Genomic DNA, 24,723 nt, shown 5'->3' on the forward strand with positions numbered 1-24,723 from the left:
ATCGCCTGTGGACAGAGACTGGCGGGGCCTGTCTCCGCCCATCACAACAAGACGAGGTGCCCATGCAGCACGCGACCCAGGTGGACTTGCTCAAACGGACCCTGGCCCTGGTGGAACGGGGCGTCTCCGAATGCGTCGAGACGCCCTCATCACTACCCGTGGACCTGTACCTGGACGAGCAACGCTACCGCCGCGAGCGAGACGAGGTCCTTCGGCGCGAGCCGTTGCTGGTGGCTCGCTCCGGGGAGATTCCCGCGGGCCACTTCATTACCCGTGATCTGTTGGCGCCGCTGCTGCTGACCCGCGACGAACAGGGCAGGTTGCGGGCCTTCCTCAATGTCTGCAAGCACCGAGGTACCCAGCTGGTGGGCGATGTGGCCGGGCGCAACCGCGTCTTCGTCTGTCCTTATCACGCCTGGTCCTACAACCCCGATGGCCAGCTGCGGGGTATCCCCCATGGCTACGGCTTCGAGGGCATCGACCGTACCTGCCTGAATCTCACCGAAGTCCCGGTGGCCGAGCGCTTTGGCGCCATTTGGGCCCGGCACTCACCGGGGCCTGCGCTGGACATGGATGCCTTCTTCGGCGAACAGATCCTGGCCGATTTCGACAGTTTTGCCTTGGAAGGGCACGTGCTCTTCGACCCCCAGGACATTCGCCGGCCGGTGAACTGGAAACTGACCATCGACACCTTCCTCGAGAACTACCACGTCTCCCGCGCCCACCAGGCCACCATCGATCACCTGTTCTGGCCCAACCTGGGACTGTTCGAGCGTTTCGGCCGGCATATCCGCAACTACTACGTGAAGCGGAACCTGCGGGAGATCCTCGACCAGCCCGAGCGGGATTGGGACCTGCGGCGCCATGGCAACCTGTTGTACTTCCTCTGGCCCAACACGCTGGTGCTGGTGGAGCCGGACCACATCGACTTTTCCACCGTATTCCCCGACGGTCCCCTCGCGACCCGCGTGCTGGGCCATACCCTGCTGCCGGAGACTCCGGCAACGGAAAAGGCACAGCGCTATTTCGAGAAGAACAACGCCATTCTCTATTCGGCATTGGAGGAAGACTTCGCCATGGCCGCACGAGTGCAGGCGGGAATCCAGGCCGGCGCGAGCGACCGGCTCTGGCATGGCCGGTTCGAACAGGCGCTGAGATGGTTCCATCAGGGGCTGGATGAGGCGTTGGCGGAGGAGCGGGTGGAGGTTTTATGATTGGTTCCGCATCGCCGGACAGCGCTGGCCTGAAATTTGGCAACCTAGGGGGGGACGGGGGTTCCGGCGCGGCTGGAGCCGGATGTAGGAGCAAGTTTTTTGCTTCCTTTTCACGGAGCTGGCCATCCGGCGATTGGAAAAGAGAGTCGCCCGGCAAGGCGAAACGAAAGCCCGAACCAACTCGGTAAGGAGCTGAACAACAAGTTCCCAAGCCCTCACACCGGAATGCTCATCCGGCACGAACCGCATTGCCCGTATCTGTCCGGTCACTCACAAAAAAGCCCGGCATCAAGCCGGGCTCTTCGCGACGGAGAACGCTCAAAGCGCCCCGAACACCTTCTTCGCCAGGCTGGTGGCTGCGCCCGCCGGGTTCTGGCGGATGCTGGCTTCCTGCTCGGCGATCATCTTGAACAGGCCGTCCAGGGCTTCTTCGGTCACGTAGCTTTCGATATTGGCACTCTTGGCATCCACCACGCCGAAGCTCGCGGCCTGGCCGGCGAAGCTGTTGTATTGCTGGGCGAGCCCCACCTTGTCGGTGGCCTGCTTGACGATGGGCAGGAACTTGGCGCGGAGCTGGTCGCGGCTGGACTTGTTCAGGTACTGGGTGGCGGCGTCGTCCGGGCCGCTGAGGATGCCCTTGGCGTCCTGCACGGTCATCTTCTTCACCGCGTCCACCAGCAACGACTGGGCTTGCGGCACCGCGGCCTCGGCGGCCTTGTTCATGGTGTCTTCAAGCTGTTCCACCTGGGCGCCCATGCCCATCATCTTCATGGTCTTGGCGGCCTTGCCGAGGTTGCCCGGTAGTTCGATGCGGACGTCCGGGTTGTTGGCGAAGCCGCCCGGCTTGCCAAGTTGCTGGACGGCGACCTTGGCACCTTGGGTCAATGCATCCTTCAGGCCCCCGCTGGCATCCGACTGGCTGAGATCGGCAATGGACAGGGCAAAGGCGCTGGCGGACAGGGCGAGGCCTGCGCAGAGGGTGGCGAAGCGGATCATGGCTGCATCCTTGTGGCTATTTGGGGGCGGTCCGTCTCGATGATCAGCGGACCGGATCGACCTTGATGCGCAGTGGTTGCGGGTCGGAGCCGTCGAGTTTAACCGAGTGCTGCTCGGTGCTGATGAACATCAGCCTGCCGTCCAGTTCGATTCGCGCACTCACTGCGTAGTGGTGGTTGGGCTGGATCTTGGCAGAGTCGTAGTCGAGGCGGAACGCGAGGGGTATCTGGCCCTGGACCGGCCCCTGCTGGCGAGCCAGTTCCACCGCAGGGGCATCGGCCATGGATACGTCCTGCAGGCTGACACTGAGGGTGGCGGCGGGAGGCAGCGCGATGCGTTGCAGGTAAAAGACTTCACCTGCCAGATGGCTCTTCTGGTCGGCGGGCTGGCCAGCACAGGCGGCGAGCAGGCCGCTGGCGATGATCAGGGGCAGTGATTTCATTGGGACCTCGGGACCATGTGGTGTCGATAGCACCCACTATAGAAGTCGAAGTGCGTTGAACCATGGCGTCGGGTCAAGGCGCCCGAAAAGAAATCGCCCCCGATCGGGGGCGATGTAGGGTCAGTGCGCGCTGTCGTCCAGCGCGGTATTGGAGATGGCGTTGAGGGTGTCGTTGAACTGCACGGTTTCGTTGAAAGACTTGACCAGTGCCCGGAAACGATCCTTGGCGGCGATCAGCTGTTTGAGGTTCTCGGCCAGTTCGTCCTCCTTTCGACCGAGCGCGGCTTCGCGTTCGTCCAGGGCATCGCTGCGGCGCTGCAGGGCTTCGGTCAACTCGTCATTGCGCTGCTTTTCGTGGCGCAGGGTTTCGGCGAGCCTGGCAGTGCTGCGGTCCCGCGCCTCCACGTTCTCGGCCAGGGATTTGAGAGCGGCACTGCGCTCGGCCAGGGCCCGTGCATTGTCTTCGGCGCTGCGCTCCAGATTGCCGACTTCGCGAGTCAGGCGCACTTCAAGCAGGCGCAATTGCTCTTCCTTGTCGGCGAGGAGGCGTTCCTTGTCCTGCAGTTGGGCCTTGCGTTGCTCCAGGCTCTCCTGATGCTTCAGTGCGTCCAGCTTCTGCTGGGTGAGACCCTTTGCCATATCCGCGAGGGAGTCGAGTGTGTTCTGCACATCGCCCAGGAGATTGTCGGCCTCGCCGCCAACGGACACCGACACCGTGGATTGGGGTATTGGTCCAACCTCCGGCTGCTCCGACGTTGCTGCATCGGGTTGCTCGCACGGGACTTGTGTCGCGAGTTCGACTCTGAAGCTCCGCAGGTCTTCGGCCTCGATATTCCCCTCTGCTTCGGTGCCAGGTTTATCCCAGGACTCCGGCTCCGGTTGGGAAATAGCCAGCGGCACCATCGCTTCCTGGTTGGCGTCCTGATCGACAACTTGTGCTTCCTGCGACTCTGCGCGTCTTTCCTCGGATTCGGGCAGTGGCTCCGCTGCAATCACGGCTTCGGCTGATGGTGGCAGGCTGAAATCCACACTCAGGAAGCGGCTGTCGAAGGATTGGGGAGGTGCGACTTCCTCGGTGCCCTGATCTGCCAGCGGTGGGCGGGTGGATGGCAGCGTATCGCCGGTGTTGGCGCTCTGGCGAGTGGCAATAAGCTTGTCTATCGAGGAGCGGTTGATGGCGAGGCTGCGGTGTTCACGGGTTGTCGGAGGTTGCCGGTCTTCGCCAGTAATCTCGCCGTCGAAATGGACGAAGTGGAACTGAATTTTGTCGGTCTTGCTCACGATTGATTCCCCTTGGTGATCTGTCTGAGCACCTCCAGGGTGTACTGCCACTCCTGTTCGGACTCCAGATTGGCCAGGCGGAATCCGTTCTCCTGGGGAACTGCACTCGTCACGTACACCTTGGCGGTGCCGTGATTGCCTTCTTCGTTGAGGGTATAGACGAGGATGTTTCTGTCGATCAGGGGAATGGCGAAGCTGCAAAGGACGGCAGCGTTGACCACCTCTCCAGTGCCGTCCTCGACAGTGATGGTTCTAAGCATCATGGGGCGGGCCTTCCGTGTTCAGGGCTGGTAGCGCGCTCGATTGACCGAGGCGGCGCAGCGCCGAATGGTACGAAGTGGCCCCGGCCACGCCTGCCGGAAGCTGTCTGGATGTCTTGTAGGAACGGTCTAAAGCGAGAATTGCAGGAGCATGCCAGGCCCGGAGGCCTGGCAGATACGTGGTCAGCCGGCTTCTGCCGGGACTTCCGGCTCCGGCTCGGCCTGGCGATCGAATGCCACCTGGCGGATGGACAGTCGAATCTCCGCGGGTAGCACACGCTTGGCGGCACCCTCGGCCAGTTCGCCGAGCAACTCGTGGTAACCCAGCTTGCCGGCCTCGTCCCGGCGTAGCACGCGCTGGTCCAGCAGGGTCTGGATGAAGTTGCGGAACAGACTCTTGTCGAAGAACTCCGGGGCGTTCAGGCCATGGAGAATCGACAGGCGCTGGGCCATTACGGTGCAGAGGTCTTCCAGTTCTTCGGCGCTCAACTGGTTCTGCCCGGCGTTCAGCAGCAGGGCGATGGCCATGTAGAAACGCTGCAAGGTCTGGACTATGGCGCGGGCCAGCAGGGTCAGCAGGACGAATTGCCGCGAGCTTGGTGCCGGACGCACGTAGATGTCGCCTTCCACCTTGAGCAGGTCCTGCTCGACGAAGGCGGCCAGCCATTGGTCCACCACGCTTTCCAGTTCGCCCGCGTCCCAGCGGATGAACAGTTCGGCTTGCAGATAGGGATAGAGCGCGCGGGTATAGCGCAGGATCTGCTCGCGGCTCATGCGCGCACTGCTCTGGAAGAAGCACGCGAGCAATGCCGGCAAAGCGAAAACGTGGAGGACGTTGTTGCGGTAGTAGGTCATGAGGACGGCGTTCTGCTCGTCCAGATAGAGGATCTTGCCCAACGCGTCTTTCTGCTCGGCCAGCAGGTTCATGCTCTGCACGTACTGGATCAGCGCCTGGCCGTCGCCTTCCGGCAAAGTCGCATGGGGTGAATAGGGAACGGCTCGAAGCAGCGCCAGGTAAAGGTCGAGCACACGGGTGAGGGCACGCTCATCCAGAGCCAGGCGGCTAGTGGAAAGCAACGCCAGGGCCACCAGGTTGACTGGATTGATCGCCGCCGCGTCGTTGAGGTGGCGGGCGATGCGCACGGCGAGCTGGTTGGTGGTGTCGTTGAGCCATGCCGGGCGGAACTGCGGGCCCAGTTCCTGAGCACGCCAGTCCGGTTGCTGCTGGTCGAGGAATTCAGCCAGCTTGATCGGCTCGCCAAAATTCACCGCCACAGAGCCGAAACGCAGCTTGAGGGCGCTGATGACCTTGAAGATGTCGAAGATGGATTCCTTCTTCTTGCTCGCGCCGCGCAGTTCGCCCAGGTAGGTACGGCCTTCCAGTACGCGCTCGTAGCCGATGTAGACCGGCACGAAAACGATGGGCAGGCGCGAGGAGCGCAGGAAGCTGCGCAGGGTGATGGCGAGCATGCCGGTTTTCGGATGCAGCATGCGCCCGGTGCGCGAGCGCCCGCCCTCGACGAAGTACTCCACCGGGAAACCGCGGCTGAAGAGGGTGTGCAGGTACTCGTTGAATACTGCGGTGTACAGCGGGTTGCCCTTGAACGTACGACGCATGAAGAATGCGCCGCCACGGCGCAGCAGGCCGCCGATGACCGGCATGTTGAGGTTGATGCCGGCGGCGATGTGCGGTGGCGTCAGGCCATTGCGGAACAGCAGGTAGGACAGCAGCAGGTAGTCGATATGGCTGCGGTGGCAGGGCACATAGATGACTTCGTGACCATGCACGATCTCCTGCACCTGCTCGATGTGGTTGACCTTGATGCCCTCGTACAGCTTGTTCCAGAACCAGGACAGCACCACTTCAAGGAAGCGGATGGCGGTATAGGCGAAGTCCGAAGCGATCTCGTTGCCGTACTTGAGCGCCTGGGCTTCGGCAATGGCCAGGCTGATCTTCTCGCGCTCAGCCTCTTCGGCGATGGCCTGGCGCACAAGCGGGCCGCGCACCAGGCCCTTGACCAGATTGCGGCGGTGGGAAAGGTCGGGACCGATGACAGCGGTCTTCTGGTTGCGGAAGTGCACCCGCAGGATGCGGTTGACCATGCGCAGCGTGCGCTCCGGGCCCTTGTCCTGCTCCACCAGCTCGCGCAGGTGGATCGGTGCGGAGAACTGCACGCGGGTCTTGCGCCCGAGAATGAGGATGCTGACCAGCTTGCGCAGGCGACCGGTCACCGCCCAGCTATCGGCGAACAGCAGTTTCCAAGGGCTGGTTTCACGGTCGGGCGACTGGCCCCAGAACACCGTCACCGGGATGATCTGCGCGTCTTCCACAGCCTGTCGCTCGATCGCGCCCAGTACCCGCACCAGCGTAGGGGAGGCGGCGCGTTTGTCCTGGCCGCCGAGCCAGCCAGGCTCTGGCGACAGGTAGAAGAACGCTGCCGGCTCCATCAGGTCGCCCACCCCCACAGGCAGTACCGGGCGCGGCAGGCCGGCCTTGGTGCATTCCCGATCCACCACCGCCAGATCGCTGGCCGACGGTTGTTGCAGGACGTAGAACACCGGCTTGCTGCGGTCGAGCTTCAGGGTGAAGGCCGATTGGTTGATGGTTTCCGAACGTACCCACAGGTAGAGCAGGCGGCGCAGGGCACCAAAGGCAAGGCGGCGGAAGGGGGAGCGGGTCATGGCGGGGTAATGCTGTGAAACGAGCAATTGCTCGGGGCGGCTAGTTTGCCGTATTCGCCGCCGGGTCGCAAAAAGGCGCGGGCCGTCGATTTAGCCCGAATAATCCTGCAACTTTTCGCGCAAATGGCTGTCTTGCAATGCCGGCGGATCACTCCTTATAGTCCGCCGGCGTTTTGCAAGGCCCCGGTGGCCAGCATGGCCAGGGGCTGCTCCCTACGGGACTAAAGGCCATGATCGAGATAACAAATCTGACTAAGCGCTTCGCGCAGCATACTGCCGTGGATAACCTGTCCTTCAGCGTCGCACCTGGGGAGGTGCTGGGGTTCCTTGGCCCCAATGGCGCAGGCAAGTCCACCACCATGAAGATGCTTACCGGCTTCCTTGCTCCTACTGCCGGTAGCGCCAGCATCTTTGGCTTCGATATCCAGACCCAGACCCTGAAGGCCCAGCGGGAAATCGGCTACCTGCCGGAAGGCGCTCCCTGCTATGGCGATATGACGGTGCGTGGCTTTCTCGAGTTCATTGCCGAAGTACGTGGCTTCCGTGGTGTCGAGAAGAAGTCCCGCGTGGCTCGCGCCGTAGGACAGGTAGAGCTGGACAACGTCCTCGGCCAATCCATCGAAACGCTCTCCAAGGGCTACAAACGTCGTGTCGGCCTGGCCCAGGCGATCCTCCACGACCCGCGCGCGCTGATCCTCGACGAGCCCACCGATGGCCTCGATCCGAACCAGAAGCACCAGGTGCGTCAACTGATCCAGAGCCTGGCTCGGGACAAGATCGTGATCATCTCTACCCACATCCTCGAAGAGGTCGCCGCAGTCTGCACCCGTGCGCTGGTGATCGCCTCCGGCAAGGTGGTGGCTGACGGCACGCCGTTCGAGCTGGAGAGCCGCTCGCGTTATCACCAGGCCGTCACCCTCGTGGCCGAGGAGCCTCTGGACATGCTGGCGCTGGCGGTGCTTCCGGGTGTCGCTGGCATCGAGGAGAACGCCATACAGGGCGGCCTGACCATCCTGGCCAAGCCGGGCGAAGTGATCTTCCCGCAGGTGAACCAACTGATTCACCAGCGGGGTTGGAAAGTGAAGGAGCTGGACGTGGAGCGCGGTCGTCTCGACGAAGTATTCCGCCGACTGACCCGAGGAGAAGCGGCATGAGGCAGTTGCCGGTGATTTTCAAACGCGAGCTGGCGAGCTACTTCGCAACGCCGCTGGCCTATGTGTTCATCGTGATCTTCCTGGTGCTCTCCGGGGTCTTCACCTTCTATCTGGGCGGTTTCTACGAAAGTGGCCAGGCGAGCCTTGCGCCGTTCTTCAACTTCCATCCGTGGCTGTACCTGTTCCTCGTTCCCGCCATCGCCATGCGACTCTGGGCCGAGGAGCGCAAGTCCGGCTCCATCGAGCTGCTGATGACCCTGCCGATCACCCGCTTCGAGGCGGTCACCGGCAAGTTCCTCGCGGCCTGGGCCTTCTCTGGACTGGCGCTGCTGCTGACCTTCCCGATGGTGATCACGGTCAACTACCTGGGCGAACCGGACAATGGCGCCATCATCACCGGCTACATCGGTAGCTGGCTGCTTGCCGGTGCCTTCCTCGCCATTGGTTCGTGCATGTCGGCGCTGGCGAAGAACCAGGTGATCGCCTTCATTCTCGCCGTCAGCGTCTGCTTCCTGTTCATCGTCAGCGGCTTCCCGCTGGTGCTGGACGCCTTCAGCGCCTGGGCACCGCAGTGGCTGCTGGATGCCGTGGCTTCGCTGAGTTTCCTGACCCGTTTCGATGCCATCAGCAAGGGCGTGATCGATCTGCGTGACCTGCTCTACTTCGTCACCCTGATCGCGGCCTGGCTGGCTGCCACCGCTGTGGTGGTCGATCTGAAGAAGGCCGACTGAACATGAAAAGAATGATGTATTCCGGCGCCGGACTGCTGCTCATCGCCCTGGCTTTCCTTGCCTTCAACATGCTCGCCGGCCTGACCCTGACCAACGCGCGGGTCGATCTCACCGAGCAGAAGCTCTACACCATTTCTGACGGTACGAAGCAGATCCTTGGCGAGATCGACGAGCCGATCAACCTGTACTTTTTCTACTCCGACAAGTCCGCCAAGGACCTGGTCGTGCTGCGCAACTACGCCCGCCGCGTAGAGGAGATGCTGAAAGCCTACGAGCGCGCCGCCGACGGCAAGATCAAGTTGCACGTCATCGATCCCGAGCCCTTCTCCGAGGACGAGGACAAGGCCGCCGAGTTCGGCCTTCAGGCCGTGCCGTTGCAACAGGGGGGCGACCAGATCTATTTCGGCCTGGCAGGCACAAACGGAGTGGATGACACCCAGATCATTCCGTTCTTCCCGCTGGACCAGGAGGAGTTCCTCGAATACGAGGTCAGCCGCCTGGTGCAAAGCCTGGCCAAGCCGGAGCGCCCGGTGGTGGGGATTCTCTCCGGTCTGAAGCTCAATGGCGGCTTCGACATGATGACCCGTCAGCCGACCCAGCCCTGGATGGTGATGGAGGAAGTTCGCCAACTGTTCCAGATCGAGAGCCTGAAGAGTGATATCGACCAGATTCCCGAGAAGGTCTCTGTATTACTGCTGGTGCATCCGAAGAACCTGCCACAGCAGACCCAATACGCCATCGACCAGTTCGTCCTGCGTGGAGGCAAGCTGCTGGCCTTCGTGGACCCTTGGAGCGAAGCGGACAGCGGCATGGAAATGCCGGGTGAGCCGGGCGGGGACAAGTCGTCTGACCTGGACGCGCTGTTCAAGGCCTGGGGACTGCAGATGGTGCCGGGCAAGGTGCTGGGGGACGGTGCCAATGCGATGTCCGTCAGCGTGGGCCAGGACAAGCCGCCGGCGCGCCATGCCGCCTGGCTCAACCTGCCAAGGCATAGCCTTGATCAGAACGATGTCAGTACCGCCGGCCTGGAGAACATCACCGTGGCCACCGCTGGCATCCTCAAACCGCTGGATGGCGCCAAGACCCATTTTGTGCCGCTGATCCAGAGTTCCGAGTACTCCATGCCCTTCGACGTGCAACGCTTCGGAATGCTCGCGGATCCCGAAGAATTGATTCGTGAGCTCAAGCCGACCGGCCAGCGCTACACCGTGGCCGCGCGGATCAGTGGGCCGGCAGAATCGGCTTTCCCTGAGGGTATCGAAGGTCGCAAGGACGGCCTGAAGTCCGCCGAGAACATCAACGTGATCGCCGTCGCCGACACTGACATCCTCAGCGACCGTATGTGGGTGCAGGTGCAGGACTTCTTTGGCCAGCGCGTACCGCAACCCTGGGCCGACAACTCGGGCTTCGCCATCAACGCGCTGGACAACCTGGCCGGCTCCGATGCACTGATCAGCGTACGTTCCCGCGGCCGCTACAGCCGCCCGTTTGACGTAGTGGAGAAGCTCCAGCGCGATGCCGAGGTCAAGTTCCGCGAGCAGGAGCAGGAACTCCAGCAGCGCCTGGCGGACACTGAGCAGAAGCTGGCCTCGCTGCAGCAGAACCAGGACCCTGCCAAGGCCCTGGAACTGACTCCGGAACAGCAGGCGGCGCTGCAACAGTTCGTCCAGGAAAAGCTGCGCATTCGCAAGGAACTTCGCGATGTGCGCTTCCAGCTCAACGCCAGCATCGAAGACCTGGGGCGCACCCTGAAATTCATCAACATCGCCCTGGTGCCGCTGGTGCTGACCCTGGGTGTGCTGGTGCTGTGGTTCTGGCGCCGCCAGCGCAAGGCCTGAGGGAGACACAATGGGACACAAAGGTCTGATCGTTCTTGCGTTGCTGGCCGCCGGTCTTGGCACCGCCTATGTCATTCAACACGACAGCTCGCGGCCCCAACCGCAGCCGACCGGTGTCACACGCGAGCTGCTGTTACCTGCGCTGCAAGGCAGGCTGGCGAGCGTGTCCGCCCTTGACGTGCAAATACCTGGGCAGCCGGATCTGCGACTGGCGCGCAAGGATGGCCTCTGGGTACTACCGGCCAAGGCCGACTACCCAGCGGCCGGACTGCCCGTGGCGACTCTGCTGCGGGCGCTGGCAGATGCGCGCAAGGTGGAGGCCAAGACTGCCAATCCGGAGTTGCATGGCCGGGTCGGCCTCGCTGACAAGGGAAGCGCCGAGGAACAGGGAACGAGGATCAAGCTGGAGCGCGGTGGCGAGCCCCCGTTGGAGCTTCTCGTGGGAAAACCGGCGCAACAGGGCAACGGTCAGTTGGTGCGTCTCTACGGCGACAATCAGGTCTGGCTGATCGACCAGGCCATCACGTTGCCTGCGAACGAACTCGGCTGGCTGGATCGTCGGGTGGCCGGCATTCCGTTCGCCAGCGTGAGGCAGGTGGAAATCACCTATCCGAGTGGCAACCGCCTGACTGTCTATCGCGATACGGCCGAAGAACCCAACCTCAAGCTCAAGCAACTGCCCAAGGGGCGCAGGCTGGCCTTTGATGCTGCGGCCAATGGCATGGCGACGCTGTTCGCTGGCCTCGAGTTCGCCGACAACGCGCCCTTGGCGCAAGTGCAGTTCAAGGGCAAGCCGATGCTTCAGTTCAGTCTTTCCACCTTCGATGGTGGAGAGCTTCGCGGCGAGGTCTTCAGTCAGGGCGAGCAGGCCTGGATGGTTCTGAAGGACAAGAAGAAACTTGTCGATGAGCAAGTGCCGGGCAAACTGGATTGGGCCTATCGGCTGGAACCATTCCAATATCAGGCATTGGCCAAGAAGCTCGAGGATGTACTTGCGGCCAAGTAGTGCAAGTTGTTGAGGGGGCGGTAAATCGGACAATAGCCAGTTCATTTCCGCCTATCCTTATGCCCCATTTTGTACTTCCAAAGAGCCAAAAAAGGGCGCCCAGCCCGCGTGGCACGGCCATTCTGCACTGTCATAAAAAAGTGCTTTTCAGCGCGAACTCTTGTCGTATACTCCGGTCGCGGTCAAAAAAAGAACGCCATTCGAAGTAGCCGCTCCAAGCTTGATTCGGCCGGGGTCGGATATAACAAGAAGAACGTCTTTGTCGTACCGTCGAAACCCCCACCAAAGGGGGTAAACAACAAAATTGTGAGTTGGAGAGAGCAGTAATGGCTGATCGTGAGGTCGGAACCGTCAAGTGGTTCAATGACGCCAAGGGCTATGGTTTCATTCAGCGCGAAAGCGGTCCTGATGTATTCGTTCACTACCGCGCTATCCGCGGCGAGGGCCACCGCTCTCTGCTGGAAGGCCAGAAGGTAGAGTTTTCCGTGATCCAGGGTCAGAAAGGCCTGCAGGCGGAAGACGTCGCCAAGGTCTGAGGCTCAAAAACAAAAGGCCCGTCAGTGACGGGCCTTTTGTTTTCTGCGAATCCTGCACCGGGCGGCCGAAAATTCATTCGGTGCGCCAGATGATCTCCTGCTCGCCTTCCGCATTAACCTTGATCCAGCGGTCGGCATCCTCCTCGCCCTGTACTTCCTGCCAACCACCTGGCGCGCAGCGGATTTCCACTCCGAGAGCCGCGAAGGCCGCGCGGGCACAACCCAGATCGTCCTCCCAAGGCGTTGTGTCGCTTTCCAGGTAGAGGCTGTTCCACTTGCCCACGGCCTTCGGTAGCCAGGTCACGGGAATGTTCCCTGCCAGGCATTTGAAGGTCTGCCCCTTCTGCTGCCAGGGCGTGCATGAGCCCAGCGCCTCGTTGAGCCAGACGGTGACGGCGTCCTGGTCGGCGTCCTTGAGGTAGATCTCGATATCGGGTTGGCGCATGGGGACTCCCTAGATTCGTTCGATCCAATCGTAGCGGATTGAAACCGTGACCTCGAATGGTGCCGACACTACTGCCTCACGGCGCTCGGCATTGGCGCGCCAGCCGTGGGGGGTCATCGCCAGCAGGTCGGCGCGGGCGTCTGCTTCGTCCAGTTGCAGGCGATAGGTCAAGTTTTCGCTGTGGGCCAGGCGCATGCCAGCAGGGATCTGCGCCAGGTGCTTCTGGTCGTCGTAGTCGCGCACTTCGTCATAGAGCTTCTCGCGCAACTCCAGCAGGTGCTCACGAGTTGGCCCCATTCGCAGCAGGCCACCACCTGGAGAAAGCAGGCGCAGCGCTTCCTGCCAGTCCAGCGGGCTGAAGACGCTGGCGAGCAACTGGCAACTGGCATCGGCCAGGGGCACGCGCGCCATGCTCGCCACCAGCCAGTGCAGCTGCGGTGCGCGGCGACAGGCGCGTTTGACCGCCTCGCGGGAGATGTCCAGGGCATAGCCGTCGGTGGCGGGAAGGGCCATCGCCAGTTGGCTGGTGTAATAGCCCTCGCCACAACCGATATCCAGCCAGCGCTCCGGATCCCGTTCGGCGGCCAGGGCGGCCAATCGGCTGGCGAGCGGTGCATAGTGGCCGCCATTGAGGAAGCGTCGGCGTGCCTCGACCATGGTGGCGTTGTCGCCCGGATCGCGGCTGTTCTTGTGTTGCACTGGCAGCAGGTTGTAGTAGCCCTGGCGGGCGCGGTCGAAGCTGTGGTTCGCCGGGCACGCCAGGCCCTGGTCGCGGGCGCTCAGCGCGCCCTGGCAGAGGGGGCAGATGAGCGTCATTGTGCGAGCAGTCGGACCAGGGTCTGCTGGTAGATGTCGGTCAGCAGATCGAGATCGCTGGCCAGCACCCGCTCGTTCACCTGGTGGATGGTGGCATTCACCGGACCGAGCTCGACGACTTGAGTACCCATGGTGGCGATGAAGCGGCCATCGGAGGTGCCGCCACTGGTGGACGGCGTAGTGTCGCGGCCGGTGATGGCCTTGATGCTCGCGGAAACTGCGTCCAGCAGTTCACCCGGCTGAGTCAGGAAGGGCAGGCCGGACAGCGACCACTCCAAGTGGTAGTCCAGGCCATGCTTGTCGAGAACCGCCTCGACGCGGCGCTGCAGGCCTTCCACCGTGGATTCGGTGGAGAAGCGGAAGTTGAATACTGCTACCAGATCGCCCGGGATCACGTTGGTGGCGCCTGTGCCGGAGTTGAGATTGGAGACCTGGAAGCTGGTCGGCGGGAAGAAGGCGTTGCCGTCATCCCAGTGCTCGGCGGCGAGTTCGGCCAGGGCGGGAGCTGCCAAATGAATGGGGTTCTTCGCCAGGTGCGGGTAGGCCACGTGTCCCTGGACGCCGCGCACGGTCAGCTTGCCGCCCAGGGAGCCGCGACGGCCGTTCTTCACCACGTCACCCACCAGCGAGGTGCTCGACGGTTCGCCGACGATGCACCAGTCCAGGCGCTCGCCACGAGCGGCCAGGCGCTCGACTACGGCCTTGGTGCCGTGATGGGCCGGGCCTTCTTCGTCGCTGGTGATGAGGAAGGCGATAGCGCCCTTGTGCTGCGGGTGTTCGGCGACGAAGCGTTCGACCGCAATCACCATGGCCGCGAGGCTACCTTTCATGTCCGCCGCGCCACGACCGCAGAGCATGCCCTGCGCGTCGATCAGGGCATCGAACGGCTGGTGCTGCCAGGCTTGCACGGGGCCGGTGGGGACCACGTCGGTATGGCCGGCGAAGCAGAGCACCGGGCCATCGCCGCCACGGATGGCCCAGAAGTTTTCCACATCCTCGATGCGCATGCGCTCGATGCGGAAGCCTGCGGCCTCCAACCGACGCATCATCAAGTCCTGGCAGCCTTCGTCGACCGGGGTGACCGAGGGACGACGAATGAGGTCGCAGGCGAGTTCGAGGGTGGGGGACAGGGACGACATGAAGGGCTCCGGAGGGCAGCGCGGCAACGCAAGGGATGAAAAGGCCGATATCTTAAAACAAGAACGGCGGCCATAGGCCGCCGTTTAAGGGTTTCGCTCGCCAATCAGGCGGTGGCGACCTCCTCTTGCTCCTCTTCCTGACCCTTGGGCAGGGAGGAGAGGAGGGCCATGATCAGCGCTGCCAGGTAAGGCAGCGACTGCACCAGCAGCATGGCCACCCAGAACTTCACGTCCGGACTGGGCATGCCCTGGACGATGGCGATCCCGATCGCCGCACCCCAGAGCAGAAGCATCACGAAGACTTCTTCGCGGGCTTCGGCCAGGGCCATCAACAGGCCGTGATTGCTGCGCATCTTCGGCGTGCGGAAGAACGGGATGCTCTTGGTGAAGAAACCATAGAGCACGGCCTTGGCGATGGTATGCGAGAGGGCAAGGCCCGCCACCGCTGCGCAGAAGGCGTCCTTCAGGTTGACCCCCACCGCGCGCTGGTAGAGGAAGACGATTTTGCCGACTTTGAAGAAGAACAGCGCCAGCGGCGGGATGGCGAAGATCAGCAGCGGCGGGTCGACCCGTTGCGGCACGATGATCATCGCCGCCGACCAGAGCAGGGCACCGGCGGTGAAGAAGATGTTCAGGCCATCGGCGACCCAGGGCAGCCAGCCCGCGATGAAGTGGTAGCGCTGGCCTTGCTTTAGCTTGGAGTCCTTGCCGAGGAACAGGCTGCGGGCGTGGCCTTTCATGATCTGAATGGCGCCATAGGCCCAGCGGAAGCGCTGCTTCTTGTAGTCGATGAAGGTGTCCGGCATCAGCCCACGACCAAAACTCTCGTGCGCGTAGGCGGCGGCATAACCGCTCTTGAACACGCGCAGACCCAGTTCGGCGTCTTCGCAGATGGTCCAGTCGGCCCACTTCAACTCGTCCATCACACTGCGACGGATCATGGTCATGGTGCCGTGCTGGATAATGGCGTTGCGGTCGTTGCGGGTGACCATGCCGATGTGGAAGAAGCCCTTGTATTCCGCGTAGCAGAGCCGCTTGAAGGTGTTCTCGTTGCCGTCGCGATAGTCCTGCGGTGACTGCACCACGGCGATCTCCGGGTCGGCGAAGTGCGGAACCATGTGCTTCAGCCAGTTGCGGTCGACGCAGTAGTCGGAGTCGATCACCGCCACAACTTCGGCGTCTGCTGCGGTGTACGGCAGGATGTAGTTCAGCGCACCACCCTTGAAGCCTTCCAGCGGGGCGACATGGAAGAATTTGAAGCGCGGGCCCAACTGCTCGCAGTAGTCGCGCACCGGTTCCCAGACAGCCGGGTCCTTGGTGTTGTTGTCGATGATCAGGACTTCGTAGTCCGGATAGTCGAGGTTGGCGAGGGCGTCGAGGGTCTGTTTGACCATCTCCGGCGGCTCGTTGTAGCAGGGCACGTGTACCGAGACTTTCGGACGGTAGGCGCTGTCGGCCAGCACCGGCAGGAACGGACGGCGGCGCTTGCGCACCCAGACCGCCTCGGCGAGTTCATGGGCTTCGGTCAGCAGCACGATGAATACGCCCAGGGCGCCGACACCGAGGAGCAGACCGACGGTCAGGCTGAACCAGGTGCTGTACTGCTGGCTGTAGTCGTAGGCGATCCACACCAGTACCGAGCCGCCGGCGAAGGCGACGAAGGTCAGGAAGGTGCGGCCGCGCTGGCGCAGTGCGCTGCCATCGATCAGCATCAGGGCCAGGGCCAGCAGTGCCATGACCACAGAAGCGACCGCGAGCATGCGCCATTGCGGGATGGCGATCACCGGCCCTTCGAAGGCGAACTTCGGCTGGCGGTCGAGGTTGTAGACGCCCCAGTAGGCGCCCACCGAACCTTCGTCACTGGCCTTCCACGGCTGGTCGAAGGCCTCGATCACGAAGTAGTTGTAGCCCTTGGCGTTGAGAGCGTTGACCAGGGTTCGCAGGTAGATGGCCTGGTCGGCTTGGGAAGCGTCGGCACCGCCGCGCATGCGGCCGTTGCTCGGCCAGCCCACTTCGGAAAGCAGCAAGGGCTTCTTCGGGAAGGCTTTCTTCAGGTCCTTGGCGCGCTCCAGGACGAACTCGGTGGAGTCCTCCATCGGCACGAACTCCCAGTAAGGCAGCACGTGGGCGGCCACCAGGTCGACGTGCTTGGCCAGTTCCGGATACTTCAGCCAGATGTGCCACTGCTCGGAGGTGGTCACCGGTACCTTCACGGCGGCGCGCACGCGGTCCAGATAGACCATCAGGTCCTTGCGGCTGATCTCGCGACGGAACAAGGCTTCGTTACCCACTACCACGCGAACCACGCTACGGGAGGCGTTGGCGATTTCGATGGCCTTGGCGATCTCGCGCTCGTTGCGTTCCTCGTCCGGGCTGATCCAGACACCAAGGGTCACCCGCAGGCCGAACTCTTCGGCCAGGCGCGGAATGTCGGCCAGGGTGCCGTCCACCGAGTAGGTGCGGATGTTGTCGGTCTGCTTGCTTACCAATTCGAGGTCCTGGCGGATCTGCTCGTCGTTGGGATAGCGGTTGGTTTGCGGGTTCTGGTCCGCCCGGAACGGCGAGAAGGAGTAGCCGGATATCTGTTCCGGCCAGTCCGGCGCGGTGACCGGGCGGTTGTAGAGCGCCCAGATACCGGTGAACAACGCGGCGACTGCCACGAAGACCACCAGGTTGAGTCCAAATTTACGCGATGGCATAGAGGTCAAGGGTTCCGAATCGAGGAACTGGGTTCCATACGAGAATGATCGCCATTTGATCAAAATTCGTACAAAACCTGGGGTAGGGCCAGCGATATGCTGGTCGGCGCGAATCCTACCCCGGCGCCCAACAGCTGTATAGATTGCGACCAGCCGGGGAAGCCGGATAGCTGTCCCCGCCAGATGGTTTGTTTGCCCGCGGCGCGAGAAGTTCGACCGACGAATCGAAATGCCGCTTCGGCTTGACCTGGATCAGCTTCAGAGGGCGCGCAGCAGAATGCGTTCGCTGGCTTCCAGGTCAAGGTCTCGGCGCTCGCTCAGCGCGGTCATTCCATGGCGCTCCAGTTGCGCGAGCACCTGGGGGATCACATCGGCATCCAGGCCATGTTCGGACAGACGGGTAGGCACGCCCATGCGCTTGAAAAAATCGCGGGTAGCCTGAATCGCTGCGTCGATACGCTGTTCTTCGTCGCCCTCCTTCAGACCCCAGACGCGCGCCCCGTATTGAAGCAGCTTCTCGCGCTTGACCTGGCGGCGTTCCGCCAGGAGGGCCGGCAGCACCACGGCCAGGGTCTGGGCGTGATCGATGTGGTACAGCGCAGTCAGCTCGTGGCCGATCATGTGGGTCGACCAGTCCTGGGGCACGCCGCAGCCGAGCAGGCCGTTCAGGGCCTGGGTGGCGCACCACATGAGGTTGGCGCGTACGGCGTAGTCCTCCGGGTTGGCCAGGGCCTTGGGGCCTTCTTCTATCAGGGTCAGCAGCAGGCCTTCGGCATAGCGATCCTGCAGGGGCGCATCGGCAGGGTAGGTGAGGTACTGCTCGATGGTGTGGACGAAGGCATCCACCACGCCGTTGCCGATCTGCCGGGGCGGCAGGCTGAACGTGGTGCGCGGGTCGAGGATGGCGAAGCGCGGGTAGAGCAGGGCGCTGGAGAACGGCAGCTTTTCCTGGCGGCCAACGTGGGTAACCACACCGTGGGGATTGCTCTCGGAGCCGGTGGCGGCCAGTGTCAGTACGCAGCCCATGGGAAGGGCGGCGGTGATCCGCTTGCCACTGAGCAGGTCCAGCGGGTCACCGTCGTAGCAGGCCGCCGCAGCGATGAACTTGCTGCCATCGATTACCGAGCCTCCACCCACGGCAACGATGAAGTCGCACTGTTCGGTTTTGGCCTGTTCGGTTGCTCTGACCAGGGTGTCGAACTGCGGATTGGCCTCGATTCCGCCGAAACGGACGACCTTGTGATCAGCCAACGCCTCCTCGACCTGTTGCCAGACACCGTTCTGGAAGATGCTTCCTCCGCCGTGGGTCACCAGCACCCGGCTACCGGCCGGGACATCCCGCGTCAGCTTGCTGATCTGGCCTTCGCCGAAGTGGATGCGGGTAGGGTTGTAGAAGGTGAAGTTGCGCATGACCGGCTCCCTTGTCGTTATCGGCCGACTATAGCCCTGGCGCACCGTGCCCGAATCTATAGGTCGCCATTCAGCGGCAATGGACTTGGGCCGAGGGATAGCGCTTCCTATAATGCGCGCCCGCCCGAAAGTTGGCGATGGGAGTGATTGGGATGAGTACAGACGAGCGTTTTGGCGGCATCGCCCGGCTATATGGCCTGGAAGGACTTGCCCGGCTGCAGGCCGCCCATGTGGCTGTGGTCGGCATTGGCGGCGTGGGTTCCTGGGCGGCCGAGGCCCTGGCGCGCTCCGGGGTGGGGGAGATATCCCTGTTCGACCTGGATGACGTCTGCATCACCAACACCAATCGCCAGGTGCATGCCATCGAGGGAGCCGTGGGCAAGGCCAAGGTGGATGTGATGGCCGAGCGCCTTCGTGCCATCAACCCGGCTTGTGTCGTTCACGCCGTGGCCGACTTCGTGACCCGCGAGACCATGGCCGAGTACATCACGCCCGCACTGGACGCTGTGATCGACTGCATCGACAGCGTAGCGGCCAAAGCCGCGCTGATCGCCTGGTGCAAGCGACGCAAGATCCAGATCGTTACCACCGGCGGTGCAGGCGGCCAGGTGGACCCGGCCCAGATCCAGGTCGCCGACCTGAACAAGACCTTCAACGACCCGCTGGCGGCCAAGGTGCGTTCCACCCTGCGCCGCGACTACAACTTCTCCCGTACGCCGGGGCGCACCTACAGCGTGCCCTGCGTGTTCTCGACGGAGCAGTTGCGCTACCCGAAGCCGGATGGCTCGGTGTGCCAACAGAAGAGTTTCGTCGGCGAAGGCGTGAAGCTGGACTGCGCTGGCGGATTCGGTGCGGTGATGATGGTGACCGCGACCTTCGGCATGGTAGCGGCAGCGAGGATTGTGGATAAGTTGGTGGCAGGGGCGCGCAGGCCGTCGGGGCGCCAGGCGGGCTAGGGACGGCTGCGCCGTCCTTTTGCGAATGAATTAGCCCCCAGAGTGCTCATGCCTGCGCCATTTCCCGCATTTTCTTGAGGACGGCGTTCAGGCCATTGCTGCGTGAGGGCGACAGTTGGCGGCCGAGGCCGAGCTGGCTGAACCAGTCCGCCAGATCGACGGCAGCCAGTTCGCCCGCCGACAGCCCTTCCACCCGTGCTACCAGCACTGCCAGCAGGCCGCGAATCAACCGGGCGTCGCTGGCAGCACGAAAGTGCCAATGCTCGTCTTGCCGTTCGCCCACGAGCCACACCTGGCTTTCACAGCCATGCACCCGATTGGTGTCGTTGCGCTCGGTATCCGTAAGCGGCTCCAGCCGCTCACCCCATTGCATCAATAGACGCGCGCGCTGTTCCCAGCCTCCGGCGGCAGTGAAGGCGTCCAGGGCTTCCTGTGCCTTTGCGGGTAGGCTCATCGCAGCAACTCCAGGGCCTTGTCCAGCGCGGCGAAGAACCGCTCCAGATCATCGCCGTCGTTATACAGTCCGAGGGACACGCGAACAGCACCTTGCACGCCAAGGGTCTGCATGAGCGGCATGGCACAGTGATGCCCGGCACGCACGGCAATACCCTGCTCGGTGAGAAGGTGGGCCAGGTCAGCGCTATGCACGCCATCGATGCTGAAACTGGCGAGCGCCAGTTCCGGGGCACCGAGGAGACGCACGCCGTCTCGTGCGCCAAGGCCGGCCAGTAGCTTGGCGTGAAGGGCCGCCTCATGCCCGGCGATGGCGGCAGCTTCCAGGTTGCCCAGGTAGTCCAGCGCCGCGCCCAGGCCGATAACCGAAGCAATCGCCGGGGTACCGGCTTCGAAGCCCAGGGGCGCGCCATGGAAATCGGCCGTCTGGTAGCCGGTGGTATGGACCATCTCACCTCCAAACTGCCAATGCTTCAGGCGGCCCAGGGCCTCGTTACGGCCATAGAGCACGCCGACGCCGTCCGGGCCGTAGAGCTTGTGGCTGGAGAATGTGTAGAAGTCGCAACCCATAGCCTGTACGTCATGGCGGCCATGGACTGCGCCCTGGGCACCGTCGACCACGGTAATGGCGCCTTGGCTGCGCGCCAGGGGCAGCAGTTCGGTCAGCGGCTGCCAGCGACCGAGCACATTGGACAGCTGACTCACCGCCAACAAGCGGGTACGCGGGCCAATCAACTGCCGGGCCTGCTCCAGATCTATCAGGCCACGATCATCCAGTGGCAGCACCACCAGCTTGAGCTGCCTGCGCAGGACGAGTTGCTGCCAGGGCAGCAGGTTGGCGTGATGCTCCAGCGCGCTGATGGCGATCTCATCGTCAGGCTGGAACAGGTGCTCCAGGCCGTAGGCCAGCAAGTTGATTGCCTCGGTGACGCCTCGGGTGAAGAGGATTTCCGCCGGATTCGCGGCATTCAGCCACTGCGCTGCGCGCATCCGGGTCCCTTCAAAGGCTCGGGTGGCGCGTTCTCCGGGCAAGTGTTGGGCGCGATGTACATTAGCCGCGCCACTGGCGTAGTAGCCGAGCAGGGCGTCGAGCACTGGCTGGGGCTTCTGCGAGGTGGCGGCACTGTCCAGATAGGTCTGCCCCTCGGCCGCCAGGGCCGAAAGGGCGGGGAAGTCGGAGCGCCAGGGTGAAATCAGGGACATGGCTTGCAGCACGCAAAATAAAGAGTGAAGCGTTGCGAATAACGGCCAGCTGAAACATGAACAGGCCCGGACACACGTTCTACTGAGTGTAAACGAGCGTCCGGGCCTGGTCGGAAACTGTCCCGAAGCCGAGGCTTCGGGACCATGGCTCAGTTGTGAGCGTGCAGGGCTTCGTTCAGCTCGATGGCAGTCTTGTTGGTCTTGCACTCAACGGCGCCGTTCTGCGAGTTGCGGCGGAACAGCAGGTCAGCCTGGCCAGCCAGGTCGCGGGCCTTGACCACTTTCACCAGCTGGTTCTGGTCGTCCAGCAGGGCCACCTTGGTGCCAGCGGTGATGTACAGGCCGGCTTCAACGATGTTGCGGTCACCCAGCGGAATGCCGATGCCGGCGTTGGCGCCGATCAGGCAGCCTTCGCCTACGGAGATGACGATGTTGCCGCCGCCGGACAGGGTGCCCATGGTGGAGCAACCGCCGCCCAGGTCCGAGCCTTTGCGTACGAAGACGCCTGCGGACACGCGGCCTTCGATCATGCCCGGACCTTCGGTGCCGGCGTTGAAGTTGACGAAGCCTTCGTGCATCACGGTGGTGCCTTCACCCACGTAGGCGCCCAGGCGTACGCGGGCGGTGTCGGCGATACGCACGCCGGCCGGAACCACGTAGTCGGTCATTTTCGGGAACTTGTCCACGGAGAAGACTTCCAGCAGCTCGCCCTTCAGGCGGGCTTCCAGCTGGCGCTCGGCCAGTTCGGCCAGGTCGACGGCGCCCTGACTGGTCCAAGCAACGTTCGGCAGCAGCGGGAAAATGCCGGTCAGGTTCAGGCCATGGGGCTTGGCCAGGCGGTGAGACAGCAGGTGCAGCTTGAGGTAGGCCTCCGGGGTGGAGGTCAGGGCGGCGTCTTCGGCCAGCAGGGTGGCGACCAGCGGCTTGTGGCTTTCGGCCAGGCGGGTCAACAGGGCTGACTGCGCTGCGTCGATATCCTTGAGCACGGTCGCCAGTTGGGCGGCCTGGGCATTGCTGATGGTGATGGCCTGGTTGCCGGCACTGTAGCCGAGCACCGGGGCGACTGCAGCGACCAGTTGCTCGGACGGCTTGAGCAGCGGAAGGGCGTAGAAGACTTCCAGCCAGTTGCCCTGGCGATTCTGGGTACCGACGCCGAAGGCGATGCTGAAGAGAGCGTTGGACATGAGGATTCCTCTTGCTGAAGGGGTTGATCAGGCGGGGCGGCGGCTGAGCAGCAGGCCCAGGCCGGCGCTGCCCAGCAGGACAGCGCAGCCACGGTTGAACAGGCGCCGGGCACGAGGCCCGGCGAGCAGGCGGCCGAGATTCAGCCCGGCCAGGGCGTAAAGCAGGATGGCCAGCCATTCCAGGGCCAGGAAGGCCAGGCCTAGAGCCAGGAATTGCGGGCCGACCGCCTGCTGCGGATTGACGAACTGCGGCAGGAAGGCGGTGAAGATCAGGATTGCCTTGGGATTGCCCGCGGCTACCCAGAACTCCTGGCGCGACAGCTTCCACAGGGACAGGCGAACGACCTCGCCGGGTTCGGCGAAGTGGCCACCTGGTGCGCGCCAGAGCTGGTAGGCCAGCCAGAACAGGTAGCCGGCGCCCAGCAGCTTGATGGCCAGGAACAGCGTGGCCGAAGCCTGCAGGACCAGGGCCAGCCCTGAGGCGGCGAGGGCGATCATCCCGGCGAAGGCCAGCAATCGTCCGGCACCAGCGAGGCAGGCGGGGCGCAGACCCTGGCGCGCTGCGTTATGCAGCGACAGCAGGTTGTTCGGCCCCGGCGCCATGTTCAGCGCGAAGCAGGCCGGGATGAAGAGCGCCCAGGCGATTTCCATGGTTACTTGAAGGCGGCCGCGTAAAGGTCCGGCTTGAAGCCGACCAGGGTGCGATCACCCAGGTCCAGCACCGGACGCTTGATCATCGAGGGCTGGGCCAGCATCAGGGCGATTGCCTTTTCCTGGTCAAGGTCGGCCTTCTGCGCGTCGTCCAGTTTGCGGAATGTGGTTCCGGCGCGGTTCAGGACGGTTTCCCAGCCGTGTTCGGCGCACCATTTGTCGAGATTGGCGCGATCGATGGCCGATGCCTTGTAGTCATGGAAGCTGTAGGCGACGCCTTGCTCTTCGAGCCAGGTGCGGGCCTTCTTCATGGTGTCGCACGCTTTGATGCCGTAGAGGGTGATGCTCATCGTGTATTTCCTTTGAATCTCACAGGCCCCTGATGAAGTCGCGGATACGTTCACCGGCTTCGACACACTCGGCCAGCGGGGCCACCAGGGCCATGCGTACGCGGCCCGCACCGGGGTTGAAGCCATTCACAGCGCGCGACAGGTAGGAGCCGGGGACCACGGTGACGTGCTCGCGGGCGAACAGTTCGCGGGTGAAGGTCTCGTCGTCCACCGGCGTCTTCGGCCAGAGATAGAAGCCGCCGTCCGGGCGCTGCACATCGAGGACCGGACCAAGGATATCCAGCATTGCGTCGAATTTCTCTCGGTACAGGGCGCGGTTGGCGCGCACGTGCACTTCGTCATTCCAGGCTGCGACGCTGGCCAGCTGGGTCTGCACAGGCATCGCACAGCCGTGGTAGGTGCGGTACAGCAGGAAGGACTTGAGGATGCCTGCGTCGCCGGCGACGAAGCCCGAGCGCAGGCCAGGCAGGTTGGAGCGCTTGGACAGGCTGTGGAACACGACACAGCGCTTGAAGTCGGAGCGGCCGAGTTCGGCGCAAGCGGTGAGCAGTCCAGCCGGCGGGTTCTGCTCGTCGAAGTACAGCTCGCTGTAGCACTCGTCGGCCGCGATCACGAAGTCGTGCTCGTCGGCCAGGGCGATCAGCTTCTTCAGGGTATCTACCGGGATCAGCGCGCCGGTAGGGTTGCCCGGAGAGCAGAGGAAGAGGACCTGGCAACGCTGCCAGACGTCAGCTGGAACGGCGTCGAAGTCCGGGTTGAAGCCGTTCTCCGCCAGGCATGGCAGGTAATGGGGCTCGGCACCGGCCAGCAGGGCTGCACCTTCGTAGATCTGGTAGAAGGGGTTCGGGCTGACTACCAGTCCGTTATCTGCACGATTGACCACTGCCTGGGTGAAAGCGAACAGCGCCTCGCGGGTGCCATTCACCGGCAGTACGTGGCGGGCAGCATCGAGCCAGCCACCCGGTACCTTGAAGCGACGCTCGCACCATTGGGCAATGGCCTCGCGCAGCGCCGGAATGCCCAGGGTCGTGGGGTAGACCGCCAGTTGGTCGAGATTGGCCGACAGGGCTTCGGCGACGAAAGCCGGAGAGCGGTGCTTGGGTTCGCCGATGGACAGGGCGATGGCCTTCTTCTCCGCCGGTGACTGGGCGCCGGCCAGCAGGGCACGGAGTTTCTCGAAGGGGTAGGGCTGCAGGTGATTCAGGGCGTCGTTCATGGTTGTAGGGCGTCAACAGGGAGGTCGTGGGTAAAACGGTGCAATCCGGCCTGCGGCCTTA

23 protein-coding genes are annotated in these 24,723 nt (G+C 63.3%); 7 read left to right on the forward strand and 16 right to left on the reverse strand.

The window, feature by feature from the left end:
* The first annotated feature begins 62 nt into the window (after positions 1 to 62).
* Entirely contained in the window at positions 63 to 1,214 is a 1,152-nt protein-coding gene (locus D6Z43_RS25850) for an aromatic ring-hydroxylating dioxygenase subunit alpha (protein WP_162945875.1), read from the forward strand.
* A 318-nt stretch (positions 1,215 to 1,532) separates the two neighbouring features.
* On the opposite strand, the gene D6Z43_RS25855 is transcribed toward D6Z43_RS25850, so the two are convergent.
* The 5 genes from D6Z43_RS25855 to plsB form a co-directional block, all read right to left on the reverse strand.
* Positions 1,533 to 2,210 (reverse strand): DUF4197 domain-containing protein, encoded by a 678-nt coding sequence (locus D6Z43_RS25855; protein ID WP_120654834.1) that lies wholly within the window; start codon positions 2,208 to 2,210, stop codon positions 1,533 to 1,535.
* Between the two features lie 43 nt (positions 2,211 to 2,253).
* A complete protein-coding gene (locus D6Z43_RS25860; protein ID WP_120654835.1) occupies positions 2,254 to 2,652 on the reverse strand; it encodes a YbaY family lipoprotein in 399 nt (132 codons plus the stop codon).
* 120 nt (positions 2,653 to 2,772) lie between these two features.
* Complete coding sequence (locus D6Z43_RS25865; protein WP_120654836.1) at positions 2,773 to 3,933, reverse strand: hypothetical protein; 1,161 nt, start codon at positions 3,931 to 3,933, stop codon at positions 2,773 to 2,775.
* Positions 3,930 to 4,196, reverse strand: coding sequence for a hypothetical protein (locus tag D6Z43_RS25870; protein WP_120654837.1), 267 nt, complete (start codon positions 4,194 to 4,196; stop codon positions 3,930 to 3,932). The genes D6Z43_RS25865 and D6Z43_RS25870 overlap by 4 nt, the downstream gene beginning before the upstream one ends.
* Before the next feature lie 180 nt (positions 4,197 to 4,376).
* A complete protein-coding gene (gene plsB / locus D6Z43_RS25875; RefSeq protein ID WP_120654838.1) occupies positions 4,377 to 6,875 on the reverse strand; it encodes a glycerol-3-phosphate 1-O-acyltransferase PlsB in 2,499 nt (832 codons plus the stop codon).
* 230 nt (positions 6,876 to 7,105) lie between these two features.
* Here plsB and D6Z43_RS25880 point away from each other — a divergent pair, with 230 nt between their 5' ends.
* From D6Z43_RS25880 to D6Z43_RS25900, 5 genes are all read left to right on the forward strand, one after another.
* Positions 7,106 to 8,029 (forward strand): ABC transporter ATP-binding protein, encoded by a 924-nt coding sequence (locus tag D6Z43_RS25880; RefSeq protein ID WP_120654839.1) that lies wholly within the window; start codon positions 7,106 to 7,108, stop codon positions 8,027 to 8,029.
* Positions 8,026 to 8,760 carry an ABC transporter permease subunit gene (locus D6Z43_RS25885; protein WP_120654840.1) on the forward strand — a complete coding sequence of 245 codons (735 nt, stop codon included), beginning with the start codon at positions 8,026 to 8,028 and terminating at the stop codon, positions 8,758 to 8,760. Before D6Z43_RS25880 ends, D6Z43_RS25885 begins: the two co-directional genes overlap by 4 nt.
* Before the next feature lie 2 nt (positions 8,761 to 8,762).
* Positions 8,763 to 10,598: a Gldg family protein gene (locus D6Z43_RS25890; protein ID WP_120654841.1), complete on the forward strand. Its 1,836-nt coding sequence runs from the start codon at positions 8,763 to 8,765 to the stop codon at positions 10,596 to 10,598.
* Between the two features lie 10 nt (positions 10,599 to 10,608).
* Positions 10,609 to 11,604, forward strand: a complete 996-nt coding sequence (locus D6Z43_RS25895) for a DUF4340 domain-containing protein (protein WP_120654842.1) — start codon at positions 10,609 to 10,611, stop codon at positions 11,602 to 11,604.
* Between the two features lie 326 nt (positions 11,605 to 11,930).
* Positions 11,931 to 12,140, forward strand: a complete 210-nt coding sequence (locus tag D6Z43_RS25900) for a cold-shock protein (RefSeq protein WP_016494409.1) — start codon at positions 11,931 to 11,933, stop codon at positions 12,138 to 12,140.
* Positions 12,141 to 12,213: 73 nt separating this feature from the next.
* Here the strand turns inward: D6Z43_RS25900 and D6Z43_RS25905 are convergent, their stop codons facing one another.
* The 5 genes from D6Z43_RS25905 to D6Z43_RS25925 all read right to left on the reverse strand — a co-directional run bounded on the left by D6Z43_RS25905 (position 12,214) and on the right by D6Z43_RS25925 (position 18,649).
* Positions 12,214 to 12,585, reverse strand: coding sequence for a hypothetical protein (locus D6Z43_RS25905; protein WP_120654843.1), 372 nt, complete (start codon positions 12,583 to 12,585; stop codon positions 12,214 to 12,216).
* Positions 12,586 to 12,594: 9 nt separating this feature from the next.
* A complete protein-coding gene (locus D6Z43_RS25910; RefSeq protein WP_120654844.1) occupies positions 12,595 to 13,401 on the reverse strand; it encodes a putative RNA methyltransferase in 807 nt (268 codons plus the stop codon).
* Complete coding sequence (gene dapE, locus D6Z43_RS25915; RefSeq protein WP_120654845.1) at positions 13,398 to 14,540, reverse strand: succinyl-diaminopimelate desuccinylase; 1,143 nt, start codon at positions 14,538 to 14,540, stop codon at positions 13,398 to 13,400. Before dapE ends, D6Z43_RS25910 begins: the two co-directional genes overlap by 4 nt.
* 104 nt (positions 14,541 to 14,644) lie before the next feature.
* Positions 14,645 to 17,239: a glycosyltransferase gene (locus D6Z43_RS25920; protein WP_120654846.1), complete on the reverse strand. Its 2,595-nt coding sequence runs from the start codon at positions 17,237 to 17,239 to the stop codon at positions 14,645 to 14,647.
* 258 nt (positions 17,240 to 17,497) lie between these two features.
* Positions 17,498 to 18,649, reverse strand: a complete 1,152-nt coding sequence (locus D6Z43_RS25925; protein WP_120654847.1) for an iron-containing alcohol dehydrogenase — start codon at positions 18,647 to 18,649, stop codon at positions 17,498 to 17,500.
* Positions 18,650 to 18,801: 152 nt separating this feature from the next.
* Between D6Z43_RS25925 and tcdA the strand changes: the two genes are divergently transcribed.
* Positions 18,802 to 19,605 (forward strand): tRNA cyclic N6-threonylcarbamoyladenosine(37) synthase TcdA, encoded by an 804-nt coding sequence (gene tcdA / locus D6Z43_RS25930; protein WP_120654848.1) that lies wholly within the window; start codon positions 18,802 to 18,804, stop codon positions 19,603 to 19,605.
* A 46-nt stretch (positions 19,606 to 19,651) separates the two neighbouring features.
* Here tcdA and D6Z43_RS25935 read toward each other — a convergent pair whose 3' ends face one another.
* The 6 genes from D6Z43_RS25935 to dapC form a co-directional block, all read right to left on the reverse strand.
* Entirely contained in the window at positions 19,652 to 20,059 is a 408-nt protein-coding gene (locus tag D6Z43_RS25935; protein WP_120654849.1) for a SufE family protein, read from the reverse strand.
* Positions 20,056 to 21,261, reverse strand: a complete 1,206-nt coding sequence (locus tag D6Z43_RS25940) for an aminotransferase class V-fold PLP-dependent enzyme (RefSeq protein WP_120654850.1) — start codon at positions 21,259 to 21,261, stop codon at positions 20,056 to 20,058. The genes D6Z43_RS25935 and D6Z43_RS25940 overlap by 4 nt, the downstream gene beginning before the upstream one ends.
* 149 nt (positions 21,262 to 21,410) lie before the next feature.
* The gene (dapD, locus tag D6Z43_RS25945; protein ID WP_120654851.1) at positions 21,411 to 22,445 is read right to left on the reverse strand and encodes a 2,3,4,5-tetrahydropyridine-2,6-dicarboxylate N-succinyltransferase; all 1,035 of its coding nucleotides are present in this window, start codon (positions 22,443 to 22,445) and stop codon (positions 21,411 to 21,413) included.
* Positions 22,446 to 22,472: 27 nt separating this feature from the next.
* Positions 22,473 to 23,096, reverse strand: coding sequence for a LysE family translocator (locus tag D6Z43_RS25950; protein WP_120654852.1), 624 nt, complete (start codon positions 23,094 to 23,096; stop codon positions 22,473 to 22,475).
* Between the two features lie 2 nt (positions 23,097 to 23,098).
* Entirely contained in the window at positions 23,099 to 23,446 is a 348-nt protein-coding gene (locus D6Z43_RS25955) for an ArsC family reductase (protein ID WP_120654853.1), read from the reverse strand.
* Positions 23,447 to 23,465: 19 nt separating this feature from the next.
* A complete protein-coding gene (gene dapC / locus D6Z43_RS25960) occupies positions 23,466 to 24,662 on the reverse strand; it encodes a succinyldiaminopimelate transaminase (RefSeq protein ID WP_120654854.1) in 1,197 nt (398 codons plus the stop codon).
* Positions 24,663 to 24,723: the final 61 nt, after the last annotated feature.

Source organism: Pseudomonas sp. DY-1 (assembly GCF_003626975.1).
Classification (GTDB): domain Bacteria; phylum Pseudomonadota; class Gammaproteobacteria; order Pseudomonadales; family Pseudomonadaceae; genus Metapseudomonas.

Excerpts from the sequence above, each read along its gene's own strand:
- D6Z43_RS25850 (WP_162945875.1), top strand. The coding sequence starts at position 63 with ATGCAGCACGCGACCCAGGTGGACTTGCTCAAACGGACCCTGGCCCTG.
- D6Z43_RS25855 (WP_120654834.1), bottom strand. The coding sequence starts at position 2,210 with ATGATCCGCTTCGCCACCCTCTGCGCAGGCCTCGCCCTGTCCGCCAGC.
- D6Z43_RS25860 (WP_120654835.1), bottom strand. The coding sequence starts at position 2,652 with ATGAAATCACTGCCCCTGATCATCGCCAGCGGCCTGCTCGCCGCCTGT.
- D6Z43_RS25870 (WP_120654837.1), bottom strand. The coding sequence starts at position 4,196 with ATGATGCTTAGAACCATCACTGTCGAGGACGGCACTGGAGAGGTGGTC.
- plsB (WP_120654838.1), bottom strand. The coding sequence starts at position 6,875 with ATGACCCGCTCCCCCTTCCGCCGCCTTGCCTTTGGTGCCCTGCGCCGC.
- D6Z43_RS25880 (WP_120654839.1), top strand. The coding sequence starts at position 7,106 with ATGATCGAGATAACAAATCTGACTAAGCGCTTCGCGCAGCATACTGCC.
- D6Z43_RS25885 (WP_120654840.1), top strand. The coding sequence starts at position 8,026 with ATGAGGCAGTTGCCGGTGATTTTCAAACGCGAGCTGGCGAGCTACTTC.
- D6Z43_RS25890 (WP_120654841.1), top strand. The coding sequence starts at position 8,763 with ATGAAAAGAATGATGTATTCCGGCGCCGGACTGCTGCTCATCGCCCTG.
- D6Z43_RS25895 (WP_120654842.1), top strand. The coding sequence starts at position 10,609 with ATGGGACACAAAGGTCTGATCGTTCTTGCGTTGCTGGCCGCCGGTCTT.
- D6Z43_RS25900 (WP_016494409.1), top strand. The coding sequence starts at position 11,931 with ATGGCTGATCGTGAGGTCGGAACCGTCAAGTGGTTCAATGACGCCAAG.
- D6Z43_RS25905 (WP_120654843.1), bottom strand. The coding sequence starts at position 12,585 with ATGCGCCAACCCGATATCGAGATCTACCTCAAGGACGCCGACCAGGAC.
- D6Z43_RS25910 (WP_120654844.1), bottom strand. The coding sequence starts at position 13,401 with ATGACGCTCATCTGCCCCCTCTGCCAGGGCGCGCTGAGCGCCCGCGAC.
- dapE (WP_120654845.1), bottom strand. The coding sequence starts at position 14,540 with ATGTCGTCCCTGTCCCCCACCCTCGAACTCGCCTGCGACCTCATTCGT.
- D6Z43_RS25920 (WP_120654846.1), bottom strand. The coding sequence starts at position 17,239 with ATGCCATCGCGTAAATTTGGACTCAACCTGGTGGTCTTCGTGGCAGTC.
- D6Z43_RS25925 (WP_120654847.1), bottom strand. The coding sequence starts at position 18,649 with ATGCGCAACTTCACCTTCTACAACCCTACCCGCATCCACTTCGGCGAA.
- tcdA (WP_120654848.1), top strand. The coding sequence starts at position 18,802 with ATGAGTACAGACGAGCGTTTTGGCGGCATCGCCCGGCTATATGGCCTG.
- D6Z43_RS25935 (WP_120654849.1), bottom strand. The coding sequence starts at position 20,059 with ATGAGCCTACCCGCAAAGGCACAGGAAGCCCTGGACGCCTTCACTGCC.
- D6Z43_RS25940 (WP_120654850.1), bottom strand. The coding sequence starts at position 21,261 with ATGTCCCTGATTTCACCCTGGCGCTCCGACTTCCCCGCCCTTTCGGCC.
- dapD (WP_120654851.1), bottom strand. The coding sequence starts at position 22,445 with ATGTCCAACGCTCTCTTCAGCATCGCCTTCGGCGTCGGTACCCAGAAT.
- D6Z43_RS25950 (WP_120654852.1), bottom strand. The coding sequence starts at position 23,096 with ATGGAAATCGCCTGGGCGCTCTTCATCCCGGCCTGCTTCGCGCTGAAC.
- D6Z43_RS25955 (WP_120654853.1), bottom strand. The coding sequence starts at position 23,446 with ATGAGCATCACCCTCTACGGCATCAAAGCGTGCGACACCATGAAGAAG.
- dapC (WP_120654854.1), bottom strand. The coding sequence starts at position 24,662 with ATGAACGACGCCCTGAATCACCTGCAGCCCTACCCCTTCGAGAAACTC.